This is a genomic window from Streptomyces sp. NPDC094034, assembly GCF_040303865.1.
Taxonomy (GTDB): Bacteria; Actinomycetota; Actinomycetes; order Streptomycetales; family Streptomycetaceae; genus Streptomyces.
The window spans coordinates 1-14,464 of sequence record NZ_JBEOUD010000081.1 but is presented as its reverse complement, the minus strand read 5'-3'; the positions used below and the strand labels follow the sequence as shown (position 1 = coordinate 14,464).

Annotated in this window: 13 protein-coding genes; 12 read left to right on the top strand and 1 reads right to left on the bottom strand. The window is 72.0% G+C overall.

The genetic code is table 11. The features are described 5' to 3' along the window. Window positions 1-144 precede the first annotated feature (144 nt). Together ABTZ59_RS36200 and manD are read left to right on the top strand one after the other, a co-directional pair. A complete protein-coding gene (locus tag ABTZ59_RS36200; protein ID WP_351425291.1) occupies window positions 145-699 on the top strand; it encodes a TetR/AcrR family transcriptional regulator in 555 nt (184 codons plus the stop codon). Window positions 700-803: 104 nt separating this feature from the next. Further along, entirely contained in the window at window positions 804-2,045 is a 1,242-nt protein-coding gene (gene manD, locus ABTZ59_RS36195; RefSeq protein ID WP_351425277.1) for a D-mannonate dehydratase ManD, read from the top strand. A 19-nt stretch (window positions 2,046-2,064) separates the two neighbouring features. On the opposite strand, the gene ABTZ59_RS36190 is transcribed toward manD, so the two are convergent. After that, window positions 2,065-3,420: a DUF2252 domain-containing protein gene (locus tag ABTZ59_RS36190; protein WP_351425273.1), complete on the bottom strand. Its 1,356-nt coding sequence runs from the start codon at window positions 3,418-3,420 to the stop codon at window positions 2,065-2,067. A gap of 339 nt (window positions 3,421-3,759) precedes the next feature. On the opposite strand from ABTZ59_RS36190, the gene ABTZ59_RS36185 reads away from it, so the two are divergent. The 10 genes from ABTZ59_RS36185 to ABTZ59_RS36140 all read left to right on the top strand — a co-directional run bounded on the left by ABTZ59_RS36185 (window position 3,760) and on the right by ABTZ59_RS36140 (window position 14,388). Beyond that, window positions 3,760-4,524, top strand: coding sequence for a TetR/AcrR family transcriptional regulator (locus ABTZ59_RS36185; RefSeq protein ID WP_351425265.1), 765 nt, complete (start codon window positions 3,760-3,762; stop codon window positions 4,522-4,524). Window positions 4,525-4,528: 4 nt separating this feature from the next. Continuing rightward, complete coding sequence (locus ABTZ59_RS36180; protein WP_249949889.1) at window positions 4,529-4,771, top strand: hypothetical protein; 243 nt, start codon at window positions 4,529-4,531, stop codon at window positions 4,769-4,771. Between the two features lie 122 nt (window positions 4,772-4,893). Beyond that, window positions 4,894-6,147, top strand: coding sequence for a methyltransferase (locus ABTZ59_RS36175; protein WP_351425288.1), 1,254 nt, complete (start codon window positions 4,894-4,896; stop codon window positions 6,145-6,147). Between the two features lie 134 nt (window positions 6,148-6,281). Beyond that, window positions 6,282-6,677, top strand: a complete 396-nt coding sequence (locus ABTZ59_RS36170) for a TOBE domain-containing protein (protein ID WP_351425259.1) — start codon at window positions 6,282-6,284, stop codon at window positions 6,675-6,677. A 121-nt stretch (window positions 6,678-6,798) separates the two neighbouring features. Next, window positions 6,799-7,614: a molybdate ABC transporter substrate-binding protein gene (gene modA, locus ABTZ59_RS36165; RefSeq protein WP_351425255.1), complete on the top strand. Its 816-nt coding sequence runs from the start codon at window positions 6,799-6,801 to the stop codon at window positions 7,612-7,614. 42 nt (window positions 7,615-7,656) lie between these two features. Further along, entirely contained in the window at window positions 7,657-9,666 is a 2,010-nt protein-coding gene (locus ABTZ59_RS36160; protein ID WP_351425251.1) for an ABC transporter permease, read from the top strand. Window positions 9,667-9,745: 79 nt separating this feature from the next. Continuing rightward, on the top strand, window positions 9,746-10,699 hold the full coding sequence (locus tag ABTZ59_RS36155; RefSeq protein ID WP_351425248.1) for a LysR family transcriptional regulator: 954 nt from the start codon (window positions 9,746-9,748) through the stop codon (window positions 10,697-10,699). A 102-nt stretch (window positions 10,700-10,801) separates the two neighbouring features. Then, window positions 10,802-11,965, top strand: a complete 1,164-nt coding sequence (locus ABTZ59_RS36150; RefSeq protein WP_351425244.1) for an NAD-dependent formate dehydrogenase — start codon at window positions 10,802-10,804, stop codon at window positions 11,963-11,965. Between the two features lie 201 nt (window positions 11,966-12,166). Next, window positions 12,167-14,098: an NAD-binding protein gene (locus ABTZ59_RS36145; RefSeq protein WP_351425284.1), complete on the top strand. Its 1,932-nt coding sequence runs from the start codon at window positions 12,167-12,169 to the stop codon at window positions 14,096-14,098. A gap of 89 nt (window positions 14,099-14,187) precedes the next feature. Further along, window positions 14,188-14,388, top strand: coding sequence for a hypothetical protein (locus ABTZ59_RS36140; RefSeq protein ID WP_351425242.1), 201 nt, complete (start codon window positions 14,188-14,190; stop codon window positions 14,386-14,388). Window positions 14,389-14,464 lie beyond the last annotated feature (76 nt).

Sequence of the window (14,464 nt, the reverse complement as noted above, 5' to 3'; positions counted from 1 at the left end):
GGCACAACCGCAACACCGGCCGAACCATCACACGCTCGCTAACCGCCTACGACCACTAACCAAGCCTTCGGACTTACTCGTCTAGGTCCTGTCCGACCGGACAGGACCTGGAGAGCGAGGAGCGGGGTGGGGAACGTGCCGAGGATCGATGGCGTGGCCGCCAGGGAACAGGCGCTGGACGCGGCGGAGCGGCTGTTCTACGCCCGGGGCGTCCAGAGCGTCGGCATGGACGACATCCGGGGCGCGTCCGGAGTCTCACTCAAGCGGCTCTACCAGCTCTTTCCCGCCAAGGAGCAATTGGTCGAGGCGTATCTCGCGCGGCGCGACCTCGCATGGCGGCAGCGGCTGGCCGACCGGGTGGACCGCCATCGTGATCCCGAGGAACGGATCCTGGCGGTCTTCGACCATCTGCACACCTGGTTCGGCGAGCCGGACTTCCATGGCTGCGCCTGGATCAACGCGTACGGCGAACTCGGCGCCACCTCACCCCGGGTCGCGGCCCAGGCGCGCGCCCACAAGCTCGCCTTCAAGCGGTATCTGGCCGACCTCGTGGCCGATGCCGAGCTGCCCCCGGACACGGCCGGTCAGCTGCAACTCCTGGCCGAGGGAGCCATGGTGACCGCCGCGATACTCGAAACGGCGGAACCGGCCCGCCAGGCGCGGGAGGCCGCCGTCCTGTTGGTACGGGCCGCGCGCTGAGGCGACGCCGCTGAGAGGAGCCTCTGGGGCGCGGACATGTCATGGGCCATTCTGGAGCGGTACGGCACCGCCACCCCTCTCGTACGACAGGAGCCGCGCCCGTTATGAAGATCACCGCTGCCGACACCATCGTCACCAGCCCCGGCCGTAACTTCGTCACCCTGCGGATCACCACGGAGGACGGCCTCACCGGACTCGGCGACGGCACCCTCAACGGACGTGAACTGGCCGTCGGGAGCTATCTGTCGGACCATGTGGCGCCGCTGCTGATCGGCCGGGACGCGGCGCGTATCGAGGACACCTGGCAGTACCTGTACCGGGGTGCGTACTGGCGCCGGGGACCGGTGACGATGGCCGCCGTCGCGGCGGTGGACACCGCGCTCTGGGACATCAAGGCCAAGGCCGCCGGCATGCCCCTTTACCAGCTGCTCGGCGGGGCTTCCCGCACCGGCGCCCTCGCCTACGGCCATGCCTCGGGACGGGACGTCCCCGAGATCCTGGACTCCGTACGCGCCCATCTGGCGCAGGGGTACCGCGCCCTGCGGATCCAGTCCGGGATTCCGGGGCTCGGCTCGGTCTACGGCGTGGCCGCGTCCGGCGCGGGAAGCGGCGACCGCCACGACGACGATCCCGCGCGCCGGCCGGCGGACGGACCGCCCCGGCCGGTGGAGGAGGTGTGGGACACCCGCGCGTATCTGCGCCATGTGCCCCGGGTGTTCGAGGCGGTACGCGCGGAGTTCGGCCCGGAACTGCCGCTGCTGCACGACGGACACCACCGCATGACACCGATCCAGGCGGCCAGACTGGGCAAGGACCTCGAACCGTACGACCTGTTCTGGCTGGAGGACGCCACGCCCGCCGAGGACCCCACGGCCCTGCGGCTCGTCCGGCAGCACACCACCACACCGCTGGCGATCGGTGAGGTCTTCAACTCCCCGCACGACTACGGCGCTCTGCTCAGCGAGCGGCTGATCGACTACGTACGCTCGGCCGTCACGCATGTCGGGGGCGTCACGGCGATGCGCAAGCTCCTCGACCTCGCCGGTCTCTATGGCATCAGGTCGGGCATCCACGGGCCCACCGACATCTCACCCGTCGGTATGGCCGCGGCGCTCCATCTCGACCTGGCCGTGCACAACTTCGGCATTCAGGAGTACATGAAGCACTCGGCCGACACGCTGGAGGTCTTCCGGACCTCCTACCGCTTCAGCGAGGGGCTGCTGCATCCGTCCGATCAGCCGGGCCTCGGTGTGGAACTCGACGAGACGGCCGCGGCCCGCTTCCCGTACGCACCGGCCTATCTGCCCGTCAACCGCCTCACGGACGGCACCGTGCACGACTGGTAGTCCGGCCGGGCGGGGGGCGCTACCGGTGGTGGCTCACCGGCCCCGGCTGCTCCTCCGGCAGCCGTCCCGCCGCCACGGCCGCGGCGAGCGCGGCGTGGTCGGCCGCGTTCCGGTCGGCGTACCGCAGCGCGAAGTCGGCCATGGCGCGGTCGAAGGCGTCGGAGCCGCCGAGGTAGTGGGCGATGGCGATCCGGTCGCCGGACCTGGCGTGGGCGCGGGCCAGCGCCGCGCCGCACAGCCGCGCGTAGTCGTGCAGCAGGGGCGGCGACATGTCGGCCACGACGGGGGAGCCCTTCATGTCACGCAGCTGGCGCCAGTAGAAGTGCCGGCCCTCGGGCCCGGTCACCCACCCGAGGAAGATGTCGCCCGCGGCCTGGAGCAGCCGCTGCCCCGCCACCACCCGGTGGCCCTGGTGCGGATAGCCGCTCTGCCGCAGATGGGGTTCGAGTACCGACCGCTCCGCCTCCCTGATCTGGAGGAACAGCGGATCCCCGGCGTGCCGGCCCTCCAGCAGCACGATGTAGCAGCGGGTACCGACGCTGCTGACGCCCACGACCTTGCGGGCCGCGTCGATGAAGCGGTACCGGTCGAGGAGTGTGCGCCGATCCTCCGGGAGCGTGCTCCGGTAGCCGATGAAGACGCGGCGGAGCACGGCCATGTCCAGTCGGCTCACCGGTTGCAGCAGGGGCGGGTCGGGGGTGATCCTGCGGTGCCCGTCCGGCGCGTCGGTCAGCATGTCGAGCGTCCGCAGCCCGATGCGTTCCCCGGCGCGCGCCAGCTGGGATTCGACGCGCTTGCGGTGTTCCGACCGGATGAGCGGAAGGATGTCCTCGGCGTCGAGCCGCTCGTACCAGACGTCGAGTTCACCGCGGACGGACAGCCGCCGCATCGACGTCCGGTAGGCGGCGGACGCGGCGTGCACGGACCGCCGGGTGTCGGCCTCGCAGTGGCCGTTCTCGCCCGCGGCGACCGCGATGCTCGCGGCGAGCCGCTTCACATCCCACTCGAAGGGGCCGGGAAGGGTCTCGTCGAAGTCATTGAGATCGAAGAGCAGCGCGCGCTCGGGCGAGGCGAACACACCGAAGTTCAGCAGATGGGCGTCCCCGCAGAGCTGGACGGTCAGTCCTGTGCGGGGCTGGGTGGCCAGATCGGCGGCCATCACGGCGGCGGCGCCGCGGAGGAAGGCGAACGGAGAGGCGGCCATCCGTTCGTAGCGCAGCGGCAGCAGCTCGGGGACGCGGTTGGCGGTCTGGCGCGCCAGTACGGTGAGCGGATCGAGCCGGTCGGCGGCGGGTATCCACAGACCGTGCGATGACCGGGACGCCTGTTTGCGTGCGGACCGGCCGCGCTCCGCCCGGTCCGCGGGAGTGGTCATCACAGCTCCGCTCCCTCCGCTGGTCGGTGACGCGGTGTCGCCCGTGAGCACGAGCATCGCGTTCCGGCGCCGGAGGAGCCCGGCGTGACGGCCATTCGGGTGGTTTTCACCCGGGAATGCACCGTGACGGCGGACAGCGGAGCATTCTCGGATCACGGCGTGTCGGCCTCCGGCGCGTGCCATGCTCGATAAGCGCCCTTACCCCCACGCGACAGCGCAACACCGCACGTACACAGGGCGATTCGGGGAGGTCGGATGGATCCGGTCCGGAAATCCGCAGACACATCGCCCGCCGGTACGGGCCGTTCGCACGCGCGTACGCGCCCGCCGTCCGCCGGTATGGGCACACCGTCCGCCGGTGCGGGTCAGTCCCCCGGGGATACGCCCCCCGCGCCGGACCGTACGAGCCAGGCGCGCAGGGCACGGCGCCGCGAGCGGCTGCTCACGACCGCCACGGAGCTGTTCATCGCCCGTGGTTACCCGGCCACCTCCATCGAGCGGATCTGTGTCACCGCGCGGGTCTCCATCCGCGCGTTCTACGAGGAGTTCGAGGGGCGTGAGGCGCTGCTGATCGCGCTGCACAACGATGTCGCCCGTGCGGGCATGGAAGCCGCGCTGACGGTCCTCAGCGATCCCGCGACGGAGTCCGCGGACACCCGCGCCAGGATCTCGGCCCTGACCCGCGCCTATGTGGACGCCGTCACCGCCGACCCCGCGGCCACCCGGATCGCGTTCATCGAGGTCGTCGGCGTCGGGCGCGCGGTGGAGGACCACCGGCTGCTCTGGCGCGGCCTGTGGACCGACTTCCTGATCGGGGAGGCGGAGCGTGCCGTGGAGCGCGGCGAGGCGGTACGGCGCGACTACGCGCTCGGCATGGTCGCCCTGATCGGGGCGGTCAATGAACTGGTCGGGCACTGGGCCCGTAACACCAGTATGTTCTCGCCACTGATGCTGGCCGACGAACTGGTCCACCACGCTCTCGCCGTCCTCGGTCTCTCCGCCGACCCCGACGGCGCCGCCGGTCCCGGGAGTTCCGGCGTTCCCATGGAGGGCGTGGCGCCCGCGGACGGCGCGCGGGGCGGCCTCGCGGACGGAGGGCGGTGACGCGATGACCGGACTCTGGCACCAGGTCCTGCGCACCATGTCCCAGCCGGGCGCGTCCCCCGACGACGATCTGCTCGCCCGGGCGGCGGCGGACATCGCGCTGCGCGACCACCCCCATCCGCCCGCCGACGCTCAGGTGGTGCTGGAGATCGCCCGCAACGAGTTCGCCGCCGTCCTCACGGTCGGCCAGGCGCGGGCGGCCCTCGACCGAGCGCGCCGGTCGTCGAAGGACGGGCCCGCCCGATGAACGAGCGGCGCGGCGGCGGGCGAGCCGGGGTGGTTACGGAGCGAGCAGGACCGGCGCTGAACAGGCACCGCGCGCGTCTCGAAGCGTACGCCGCGCTCCCGGACGGATAGCCTGTGACCACGATGAACCGTTTGACGACACCCTGGGGCGAGTTCGGCCTCACCCGCTTCCCCGAGCATCCCCGCGAGACGCTGCGCGCGTGGGACGCCGCCGACGAATATCTGCTGCGGCACCTCGCGGGAGCCGGGGGCGGACAGGAGGGCTCCGCGCAGCCTGGCGACACGCCGACGGAGACGGGACCGGCGGGCGACACGCCCGGGGGCGTCGAACCGACGGACCTGTCGGGCACGGTGGTCGTCGTCGGTGACCGCTGGGGCGCGCTGACCACGGTGCTCGCCGCGCACCGGCTCGAACAGCTCGGCGCGGACCCGCTCGTACAGATCACCGACTCGTATCTCACCCAGCAGGCGACCCGCGCCAATCTGCGCCGGGCCGGCGTCGGCGGGGATTCCGTACGGCTGCTCTCGGCCAGGGACACCCCACCGGAGCGCGTCGACGTGCTGCTGATCCGCGTCCCCAGGAGTCTCGCGCTGCTGGAGGACCAGTTGCACCGCCTCGCCCCGGCCGTGCACCCGGGGACCGTGATCATCGGTACGGGACGGGTCACCGAGATCCACACCTCCACACTGAAGCTGTTCGAGCAGATCCTCGGGCCGACCAGGACCTCGCTCGCGGTCAGAAAGGCGCGGCTGATCCACACCACGGCCGCGCCGGGGCGCACCAGGACCGCCAGCCCCTGGCCGCACAGCTACGCGCTGCCGGAAGGGCTCGGAACCGTATCGGGCCGTACCGTCGTCAACCACGCGGGGATCTTCTGCGCCGAGCGGCTCGACATCGGCACGCGCTTCCTGCTGCGCCATCTGCCCCGGCGCCACGGGTCCGAGCATGTGGTCGACCTCGGCTGCGGCAACGGCGTGGTCGGCACGGCCATGGCGCTGGAGAACCCGGCGGCCAGGGTGACCTTCATCGACGAGTCGTTCTCGGCCGTGGCCTCGGCCGAGGCCACCTTCCGCAAGAACGTCGACGCCGGGACCGCGGCGGAGTTCGTCCTCGGCGACAGCATGACGGACGTACCGGCCGGGACCGTCGATCTCGTACTGAACAACCCGCCGTTCCACACCCATCAGGCGACGACCGACGCGACGGCGTGGCGGATGTTCACCGGGTCGCGCGCCGCGCTGCGGCCCGGGGGCGAGCTGTGGGTCATCGGCAACCGGCATCTCGGCTACCACACCAAGCTGCGGCGGCTCTTCGGCAACTGCGAGACCGTGACCAGCGATCCGAAGTTCGTCATCCTGCGGGCCGTCAAGCGCTGAGCCGGCCGTCGGGGGCCCGGGCTCGGTCGGGCCGGGCCAGGCCTTTGGGACTTCCTCCAGGCGACCTCGCATCTGCCATGGATGATCATCTCAAGGATTGTATGTGCGAGCGAGTACGGCCTATCTTGTCGCACATGCAGTCCTACACCATCGGTCAGGCAGCCAGGCTTCTCGGGGTGAGCCCCGACACCGCGCGCCGCTGGGCCGACGCCGGCCGGGTCGCGATCCATCGTGACGAGGGCGGGCGGCGGCTGATCGACGGCCGCGCGCTCGCGGCGTTCTCCATCGAGCTCGCCCAGAACGAATCGGGCGAGGAGGGCATCTCGTACACCTCGGCCCGTAACGCGTTTCCCGGCATCGTCACCGCAGTGAAGCTCGGTGATGTCGCCGCCCAGGTGGAGATCCAGGCCGGTCCGCACCGGCTGGTGTCCCTGCTGACCCGGGAAGCCGTCGAGGAACTCGGTCTTGAGGTCGGCATGCAGGCCACCGCCCGTGTGAAGTCCACCAGCGTGCATATCGACCGCCCGTGACCCGCCCGGACAGGACCTAGGCCCTTCCGCACCGCCCCGAGGCGTCGCCCGTCGCCGGCGCTCCTGTCACCGTCCGCTCGCGTGCCCGCTCCGGGCCCGTACCGCCAAGGAGTCCACCCTCATGTCTCTCGTCCTCACCCGGCGCCGCGCCGCGACCGCGCTCATGACCGCCGCCCTGCTCGTGCCGCTGGCCGCCTGCGGCGGTGAGAGCGACAGCGAGAAGGACACCGGCGCGGGCTCCAGCGCCGAGGCGTCGGCGAGCGGTGCCCCCGCCGCGGATCTGACCGTGCTGGCCGCCGCTTCGCTGACCGATGTGTTCACGACGGCGGGCGCCGCCTACGAGAAGGCGAACCCGGGTACGAAGGTGACGTTCTCCTTCGCCGGTTCGCAGGAGCTGGCCGCGCAGGTCAAGCAGGGCGCTCCGGCGGACGCGCTGGTCACCGCCGACACCAAGACGATGGACGGTCTGAAGGGCGACACCGGCTCTCCGGAGATCATCGCCAAGAATCGGCTGGTGATCGCCACCGGTGAGGGCAACCCGGACGGGATCAAGAGCCTGAAGGACCTCGCCGACCCCAAGCTGAAGGTCGTCCTGGCCGCGCCCGAGGTGCCGGTCGGCCGGTACAGCGCGCAGGTGCTCGACGCCCAGAAGATCGTGGTCAAGCCGGTCTCGCAGGAACCGAACGTGCGCGCCGTACTGAGCAAGGTCGAGCTCGGCGAGGCCGACGCGGGCATCGTCTACAAGACCGACGCCGCCACCGCCACCGACAAGGTCGACGCCATCGCCATCCCCGACGCGCAGAACGCCATCGCCGCCTACCCGGCCGCCACCCTGAAGACCTCCGAGCACAGCGATGCCGCCGCCGCGTTCGTCAGCTGGCTCAGCGGGCCCGAGGCGCAGAAGATCCTCCAGGACGCCGGGTTCCAGAAGCCGTAGCCCCCACCCGGTGACCAGCGACTCCCTCTCCCAGGAACCCCGATGAGAAGCAAGCGCACCCGCGGCCCCGGCGCTCCCGTGGCTCTGGCGCTGCCCGCGCTGCTCGCGATCGCGTTCCTGCTGCTGCCCCTGATCGGCATTCTCGCCCGCACCCCCTGGGGCGATCTCGGGACGCATCTCACCAGCCCCGGTGTGATGGAGGCGCTGAGGCTGTCGCTGCTGGTCTCCTGCTGGGCGCTCGGGCTCTCCCTGGTGCTCGGGGTGCCACTGGCGTGGCTGCTGGCCCGGGTGAGGTTTCCCGGCAAGACGCTGGTGCGCGCCCTGGTCCTGCTGCCGATGGTGCTGCCGCCCACCGTCGGCGGGGTCGCGCTGCTGCTCGGCTTCGGCCGGCGGGGGCTGCTCGGGCCCTGGCTGGAGGATTCCTTCGGGATCACCCTGCCGTTCCACACCTCGGGCGCCGTGATCGCGGCGACGTTCGTGGCGATGCCGTTCCTCATCATCAGCCTCGAAGGCACCCTGGCCGGAATGCGGCCCGCCTACGAGGAGACCGCCGCGTCGCTGGGCGCCTCGCCGGTACGGGTGTTCCTCACCGTCACCCTGCCGATGGTCGCCCCGGGGCTCGCCGCGGGCGCCGCGCTGACCTGGGCGCGCGCCCTCGGCGAGTTCGGCGCCACGATCACCTTCGCCGGTAATCTCCCCGGCTCCACCCAGACCCTTCCGCTCCAGGTCTATCTGCTGCTCCAGGACTCGCCGGAGGCCGCGACCTCGGTCTCCCTGCTGCTGCTCGCCATCGCGATGGCCGTGCTGATCGCACTGCGCGGACGCTGGACGGGCGTGACCGCCGACCGCGCGCCGGACCGTGCCCCGCTGCCGGACGACACGGACGCGCCCGCCGTGCCCCCCGTGCCCGCCGCGGGCTCCGTGCTCGCCGCGGGCTCCGCAGGCTCCGCGCCCGACACACCGCCCGGGCCGGACGGCGCCGTCCTCGCGGCGGACAAGTCCCCTGTCCCGGCGGAGCGTTGGCGACTGCACGCCGAGGTCACCGGCTTCAACCGGCTCGTCCTGGCCGCCGAGCCCGGTACGACCATCGCGGTCGTCGGACCCAACGGCGCAGGCAAGACGACGCTGCTGCGCGCCCTCCTCGGCCTCACCCCGCGCGCCCACGCCGAACTCCGCCTCGGGGACCGGGATGTCACCGCCCTCCCGCCGCACCGCCGCGGTGTCGCCTGGGTGCCGCAGGACGGCGCGCTCTTCCCCCATCTGAGCGCCCTGGCCAACACCGCGTACGGGCTCCGCGCCCACGGCGTCCACCGCGCCGAGGCCCGCCGTACCGCGCGCCAGTGGCTCGACCGGCTCGGCGTCGGACAACTCGCCCACCGCAAGCCGCATCAGCTCTCCGGCGGCCAGGCGCAGCGGGTCGCGCTGGCCCGCGCGCTCGCCGTCCGGCCCCGGCTGCTGCTTCTCGACGAGCCGCTCGCCGCGCTCGACCAGACCACCCGGGCGCGGGTACGGCACACCCTGCGCGGCCATCTCGACGGCTTCGGCGGGGTCTGTCTGATCGTCACCCATGACCCCGTCGAGGCCGTGTCGCTGGCCGACCGGGTCCTCGTACTCGACGACGGCAGGGTCCTCCAGGACGCCCCGCCCGCCGAAGTGACCCGGAACCCGCGCTCGCCGTGGGTGGCCCGGATGCTCGGACGCAACGCCTGGCCCGGCAGGTCGGGTCCGGCCGGGTTCGAACTCGCCGCCGGTGGGCGGCTGGTGGTGGCCGAGCCGCCCGCCGAGGGAACGGCGGCCCTCGCGATCATCGCCCCGGAGGCCGTCTCCGTACACCGTGAGCGCCCCGGCGGCAGCCCCCGCAACGTCTGGCGGGGAACGGTACGCGAGATCACCGCGCTCGGCAGCCGGCTGCGTGTCCTGATCACCTCGGACGAGGCCCCCGACGTGGTCGCCGAGATCACGCCCCAGGCCGCCGCCGAACTCGGCCTGGCCGACGGCGTATCCGTATGGACCAGCGTCAAGGCCACCGAGGTCACCCTCGTCGCCCTGTGAGACCCGGCTCGTCGGGGAGGTCCCGTCGGCGCCGTCGGACTGACAGGGTGAGTACGCGGACCGAGCAGGGGAGCGAGCGATGTTGCTGCGTCAGCTGGAGTATCTGGTGGCCCTCGCCAGGGAACGGCACTTCGCCCGTGCCGCCGCGGCCTGCTATGTGTCGCAGCCCTCGCTGTCCGCCGCGATCCGCAAACTGGAACACGAACTGGACGTGCCCATCGTGCGGCGTGGCCGCCGTTTCGAGGGGCTGACCCCCGAGGGCGAACGGGTGCTGCTCTGGGCACACCGCATCCTGGCCGAGCGCGACGCCCTGGGCCATGAGCTCTCCGCGATGCGCGACGGTCTGGCCGGCACCCTGCGGCTGGGCGCCATTCCCACCGCGCTGACCGCCGCCTCGCTGCTCACCACCCCCTTCGTGGAGCGGCATCCCCGGACCCGGGTCTCGCTCGACTCCCTCTCCTCCCGCGAGATAGCCCAGCGGCTGGCCGCGTTCGAGCTGGACATCGCGCTGACCTATCTGGACGACGACAGCCTGGGGCTCGTCCGCAGGAGTCCGCTGTACGAGGAGCGTTATCTGCTGCTCACCCCGCTCGACGGACCCATGGCCGGGCGGCCGGCCGCCCGCTGGGCTGAGATCGCGGAACTGCCGCTCTGTCTGCTCTCCCCGCAGATGCGCAACCGCCGGATCATGGACGAGTACTTCGCCGCCGAAGGCGTGAGCGCCGTGACCCCGGCCATCGAGACGGACTCCGTCGCCGCCCTGTACGCGCATCTCACGGCCGGACACTGGTCGAGCGTCATCTCCCATGCCTGGCTTCACATGTTCGGCGTACCCGAGGGGATGCGGGTGATCCCGCTGGAACACCCGGCGCACGGCCCGCGCGTGGGCCTGGTCATCGCCGATCGCAGCCCCGGATCCGTGCTGGCCAGAGCCCTGTTGGAGACGGCCAGGGAGGCGGGCGTACGGGAAGCGCTCGACCGGCTCCTGGACACCTATCTGTATCCGGCGGCCCCGCCGGGTGACTCGGGATAGCCGTCGCCTATCCCGAGATAGAAAGGTTCATTTTGACCATGGCCCGGCGCCGCCACGAGGGTGGAGACACCTTCCCGCAGCGACGAATGAGGAGCCGCAGTCATGGCAAAGGTGCTGTGCGTGCTGTACGACGACCCGGTCGACGGATACCCCAAGACCTACGCCCGCGACGACCTTCCGCGTATCGACCACTACCCGGGCGGCCAGACCACGCCCACCCCGCAGGGCATCGACTTCACCCCCGGGCAGCTCCTCGGCAGCGTCTCGGGTGAGCTGGGGCTGCGTACCTTCCTGGAGTCCCGCGGCCACAGCCTCGTCGTCACCTCGGACAAGGACCGCGAGGGCTCGGTCTTCGATCAGGAGCTGGTCGACGCCGATGTGGTCATCTCGCAGCCGTTCTGGCCCGCCTATCTGACGGCGGAGCGCATCGCGAAGGCCGAGAACCTGAAGCTCGCCATCACGGCGGGCATCGGCTCGGACCATGTCGACCTCGACGCCGCCATCGCCAAGGGCGTCACCGTCGCCGAGGTCACGTACTGCAACAGCATCAGCGTCGCCGAGCATGTCGTGATGATGACGCTGTCGCTCGTACGGAACTACCTGCCCTCGCACCAGTGGGTCCTGGACGGCGGCTGGAACATCGCGGACTGCGTGGCCCGTTCGTACGATCTGGAGGGCATGCAGGTCGGCACCGTCGCCGCGGGCCGGATCGGGCTCGCCGTGCTGCGCAGGCTGGCGCCCTTCGACGTCGGGCTGCACTACACCGACCGCCACCGGCTCCCGGAGTCCGTCGAGCGGGAGTTGGGGCTCACCTGGCACGAGAGCGCCGCCGCGATGGTCCCGCACTGCGACGTGGTCACGATCAACGCGCCCCTCCACCCCGAGACGGAGGGACTGTTCGGCGACGAACTGCTCGCCACCATGAAGCGCGGCGCCTATCTCATCAACACCGCCCGCGCGAAGATCGCCGACCGGGACGCCATCGACCGCGCGCTGCGCAGCGGCCAGCTGGCCGGCTACGCGGGCGATGTGTGGTACCCGCAGCCCGCCCCGGCCGACCACCCCTGGCGGACCATGCCGAACCACGGCATGACCCCGCACATCTCCGGCTCCTCGCTCTCCGCCCAGGCCCGCTACGCCGCGGGGACCCGGGAGATCCTGGAGTCCTGGTTCGCGGGCACCCCGCTGCGTGACGAGTATCTGATCGTCGACAACGGGGCGCTGGCCGGTGTCGGCGCCCACTCGTACTCCGTGAAGAACACCTGATCGCCCGGTGGCGAGCGCCTGATCGAAAGACCTGATCAGGCGTCATAGATCGCCAGGACAAAGGGGATCCGACCTGGATTCAGCCGCTCCTCGCCACGTCCCTGGCAGGGGCGGCTGTGTCGCGTCCGCTCGGCTGTTCGGCACACTGGTGCCGTGTCCACACTTCCTCACCAGGTACAACAGGCCCTACCGGCGGGCCACATGGTCGTCTGCGGCGACGACACACTGGCCCACCGGCTGGCGGGCGAGCTGCGCGACGTCTACGGCGAGCGGGTCACACTCGTCATCCCGCCGGTACGCCCCTCCCGCCTCCCGCCCGCTCCGCTGGCCGGTCTGGGCAGAGCGTCCGCCTTCTTCGGGCGGATGTCCGCGGCCATGGCCCGTACGGCGGCGACCCTCCCGGATCCGGCCGGGGAGGGGACCAGGAGACCCGACGGTACACGGCTCCTGGAGGCGGCGGAGCTCGACGAGGACGTCCTCGTGGACGCCGGAGTCGAGGAGGCGGCCGCCCTCGCCCTCGTCCATGACGACGACGAGATCAACATCCGGGTCGCGCTCGCGGCCCGCCGGCTCAACCCCCACCTGCGGCTGGTCATCCGGCTCTACAACCGCAAGCTCGGCCAGCATCTGGAAGAACTGCTCGACCAGGCCGCCGCCGTCGCGGTCCCCGGTCTCGACCGGGCGGCGCTGGACGCCACCACCACCGTCCTCTCGGACGCCGACACCGCGGCCCCCGCGCTGGCCGCCACCGCCGTCGCGGGAACCAGCAAGGTCGTACGGGCCGACGGCCTGCTGCTGCGAGCCGTGGAGCGCAACCCGCCGGGACCCGGCGAGATCGCCGACCCGGGGCTGTGCACCCTCGCCCTGCTCTCCGCCACCACCAACGACCCGGCGGGCGCGGAGGGTTCGGACAACAGCGGCCAGGACGGCCCGCGACTGCTGCCCGACGACGCGAGCGCCGCCGCCGCCACCGGACGCGGCACGGTCGTACTGGAAGCCGTCTCGCACGCCGCCCCCGATCTGCCGCAGCGCCGGCTCGCGGGCCGCGGCGCCCCGCTCGCCTCGCTGTTCTCCCGCCGGCTGCGCTGGTCCTTCGCCGGGATCATCGCCGCCGTACTCGCCCTCGCGGTCGTCTCGTCGCTGGTCACCGGAGCCCATCCGCTGGGCGCGATGTATCTGACGCTGCTCGATCTCTTCGCCATCGGCGATCCCGCCGTCGGCGAGCCCGCGCCCCGGCAGGTCATGCAGCTCCTCGCCATGGTCACCGGGATCCTGCTGCTGCCCGTGGTGCTCGCGGCGGTCCTGGAGGCGCTCGGCACGTTCCGTACGGCGTCGGCGCTGCGTCGGCCGCCGCGCGGTATCTCCGGTCATGTCGTGCTCCTCGGACTCGGCAAGATCGGCAGCCGGGTGCTCGTACGCCTGCGTGAGCTGGGCATCCCCGTGGTGTGCGTGGAGGAGGACCCCGACGCGCGGGGAATCGCGCTCGCCCGCGGCCTGCGCGTGCCGACCGTCCTGGGCGATGTGACCCAGGAGGGGGTGCTGGAGGCGGCCAAGATCGAGCGTGCCCACGCCCTGCTCGCCCTCACCAGCGTCGACACCACCAATCTCGAAGCCGCTCTGTACGCGCGCTCCATCGCGCCCGAGCTGCGGGTGGCGCTGCGGCTGTACGACGACGACTTCGCGACCGCCGTCTACCGCACCCTGCGCGCGGCGCATCCCGGGGCGCTCACCCGCAGCCGCAGCGTGTCCACCCTGGCGGCCCCCGCCTTCGCCATCGCCATGATGGGCCGTCAGATCCTCGGGGCCATCCCGGTGGAGCGCAAGGTGCTGCTGATGGCGGCCATAGACGTGGCGGGTCATCCGAGGCTGGAGGGGCGCACGGTCGCTGAGGTGTTCCGGCCGGGTGCCTGGCGGGTCATCGCGCTGGACACCGCGGCGCCGGGGGACCGGGTGCCCGATCTCGCCGACACCCGGCTCGATCATGAGGAGCGGCGGCCGGCCGGGCTGGTGTGGGATCTGCACCCCGGCTATGTGCTGCACGCCCGGGACCGGGTGGTGCTGGCGGCAACCCGCAGGGGGCTGGCGGAACTGCTCGGACGGCAGTCCGCCTCCCGGGCCCGCCCGGCGGGGTGATCCAGGGCCCCGGCGCCGCCGCCTACCGGGGATGCGGCGGCGCCCGGCGAGCACGAGAATGGCGAACACCGGATGAACGAGGAGGCGGCATGAACGCAGAGTCCACGGCGCGACCGGGGCCCGAGAGCGTGACCCCCGACCGGCTGCTGCACACCGGCGCGTACGACCAGGTCACGGCCGAAGATCTCGCGCTGGCCTCCGGCCGCGATCTCACCCCCGAGAACATCGAATGGGCCAGGCGGCGGCTGGCCGAGAGGGGTCGCGCGGCCATCGAGGAGCAGCTGCCTTAGGTCCTGTCCGGTCGATCGTGGGCGGCCGGCCGCCGGCACCCCGACAGCGCGACAAAAAAGGAAAGGAACGAGTCTG

What these genes read in the sequence shown, in the direction of transcription:
- manD (WP_351425277.1), top strand. Translation starts at nt 804, where the DNA reads ATGAAGATCACCGCTGCCGACACCATCGTCACCAGCCCCGGCCGTAAC.
- ABTZ59_RS36190 (WP_351425273.1), bottom strand. Translation starts at nt 3,420, where the DNA reads ATGACCACTCCCGCGGACCGGGCGGAGCGCGGCCGGTCCGCACGCAAA.
- ABTZ59_RS36185 (WP_351425265.1), top strand. Translation starts at nt 3,760, where the DNA reads ATGGGCACACCGTCCGCCGGTGCGGGTCAGTCCCCCGGGGATACGCCC.
- ABTZ59_RS36180 (WP_249949889.1), top strand. Translation starts at nt 4,529, where the DNA reads ATGACCGGACTCTGGCACCAGGTCCTGCGCACCATGTCCCAGCCGGGC.
- ABTZ59_RS36175 (WP_351425288.1), top strand. Translation starts at nt 4,894, where the DNA reads ATGAACCGTTTGACGACACCCTGGGGCGAGTTCGGCCTCACCCGCTTC.
- ABTZ59_RS36170 (WP_351425259.1), top strand. Translation starts at nt 6,282, where the DNA reads ATGCAGTCCTACACCATCGGTCAGGCAGCCAGGCTTCTCGGGGTGAGC.
- modA (WP_351425255.1), top strand. Translation starts at nt 6,799, where the DNA reads ATGTCTCTCGTCCTCACCCGGCGCCGCGCCGCGACCGCGCTCATGACC.
- ABTZ59_RS36160 (WP_351425251.1), top strand. Translation starts at nt 7,657, where the DNA reads ATGAGAAGCAAGCGCACCCGCGGCCCCGGCGCTCCCGTGGCTCTGGCG.
- ABTZ59_RS36155 (WP_351425248.1), top strand. Translation starts at nt 9,746, where the DNA reads ATGTTGCTGCGTCAGCTGGAGTATCTGGTGGCCCTCGCCAGGGAACGG.
- ABTZ59_RS36150 (WP_351425244.1), top strand. Translation starts at nt 10,802, where the DNA reads ATGGCAAAGGTGCTGTGCGTGCTGTACGACGACCCGGTCGACGGATAC.
- ABTZ59_RS36145 (WP_351425284.1), top strand. Translation starts at nt 12,167, where the DNA reads ATGGTCGTCTGCGGCGACGACACACTGGCCCACCGGCTGGCGGGCGAG.
- ABTZ59_RS36140 (WP_351425242.1), top strand. Translation starts at nt 14,188, where the DNA reads ATGAACGCAGAGTCCACGGCGCGACCGGGGCCCGAGAGCGTGACCCCC.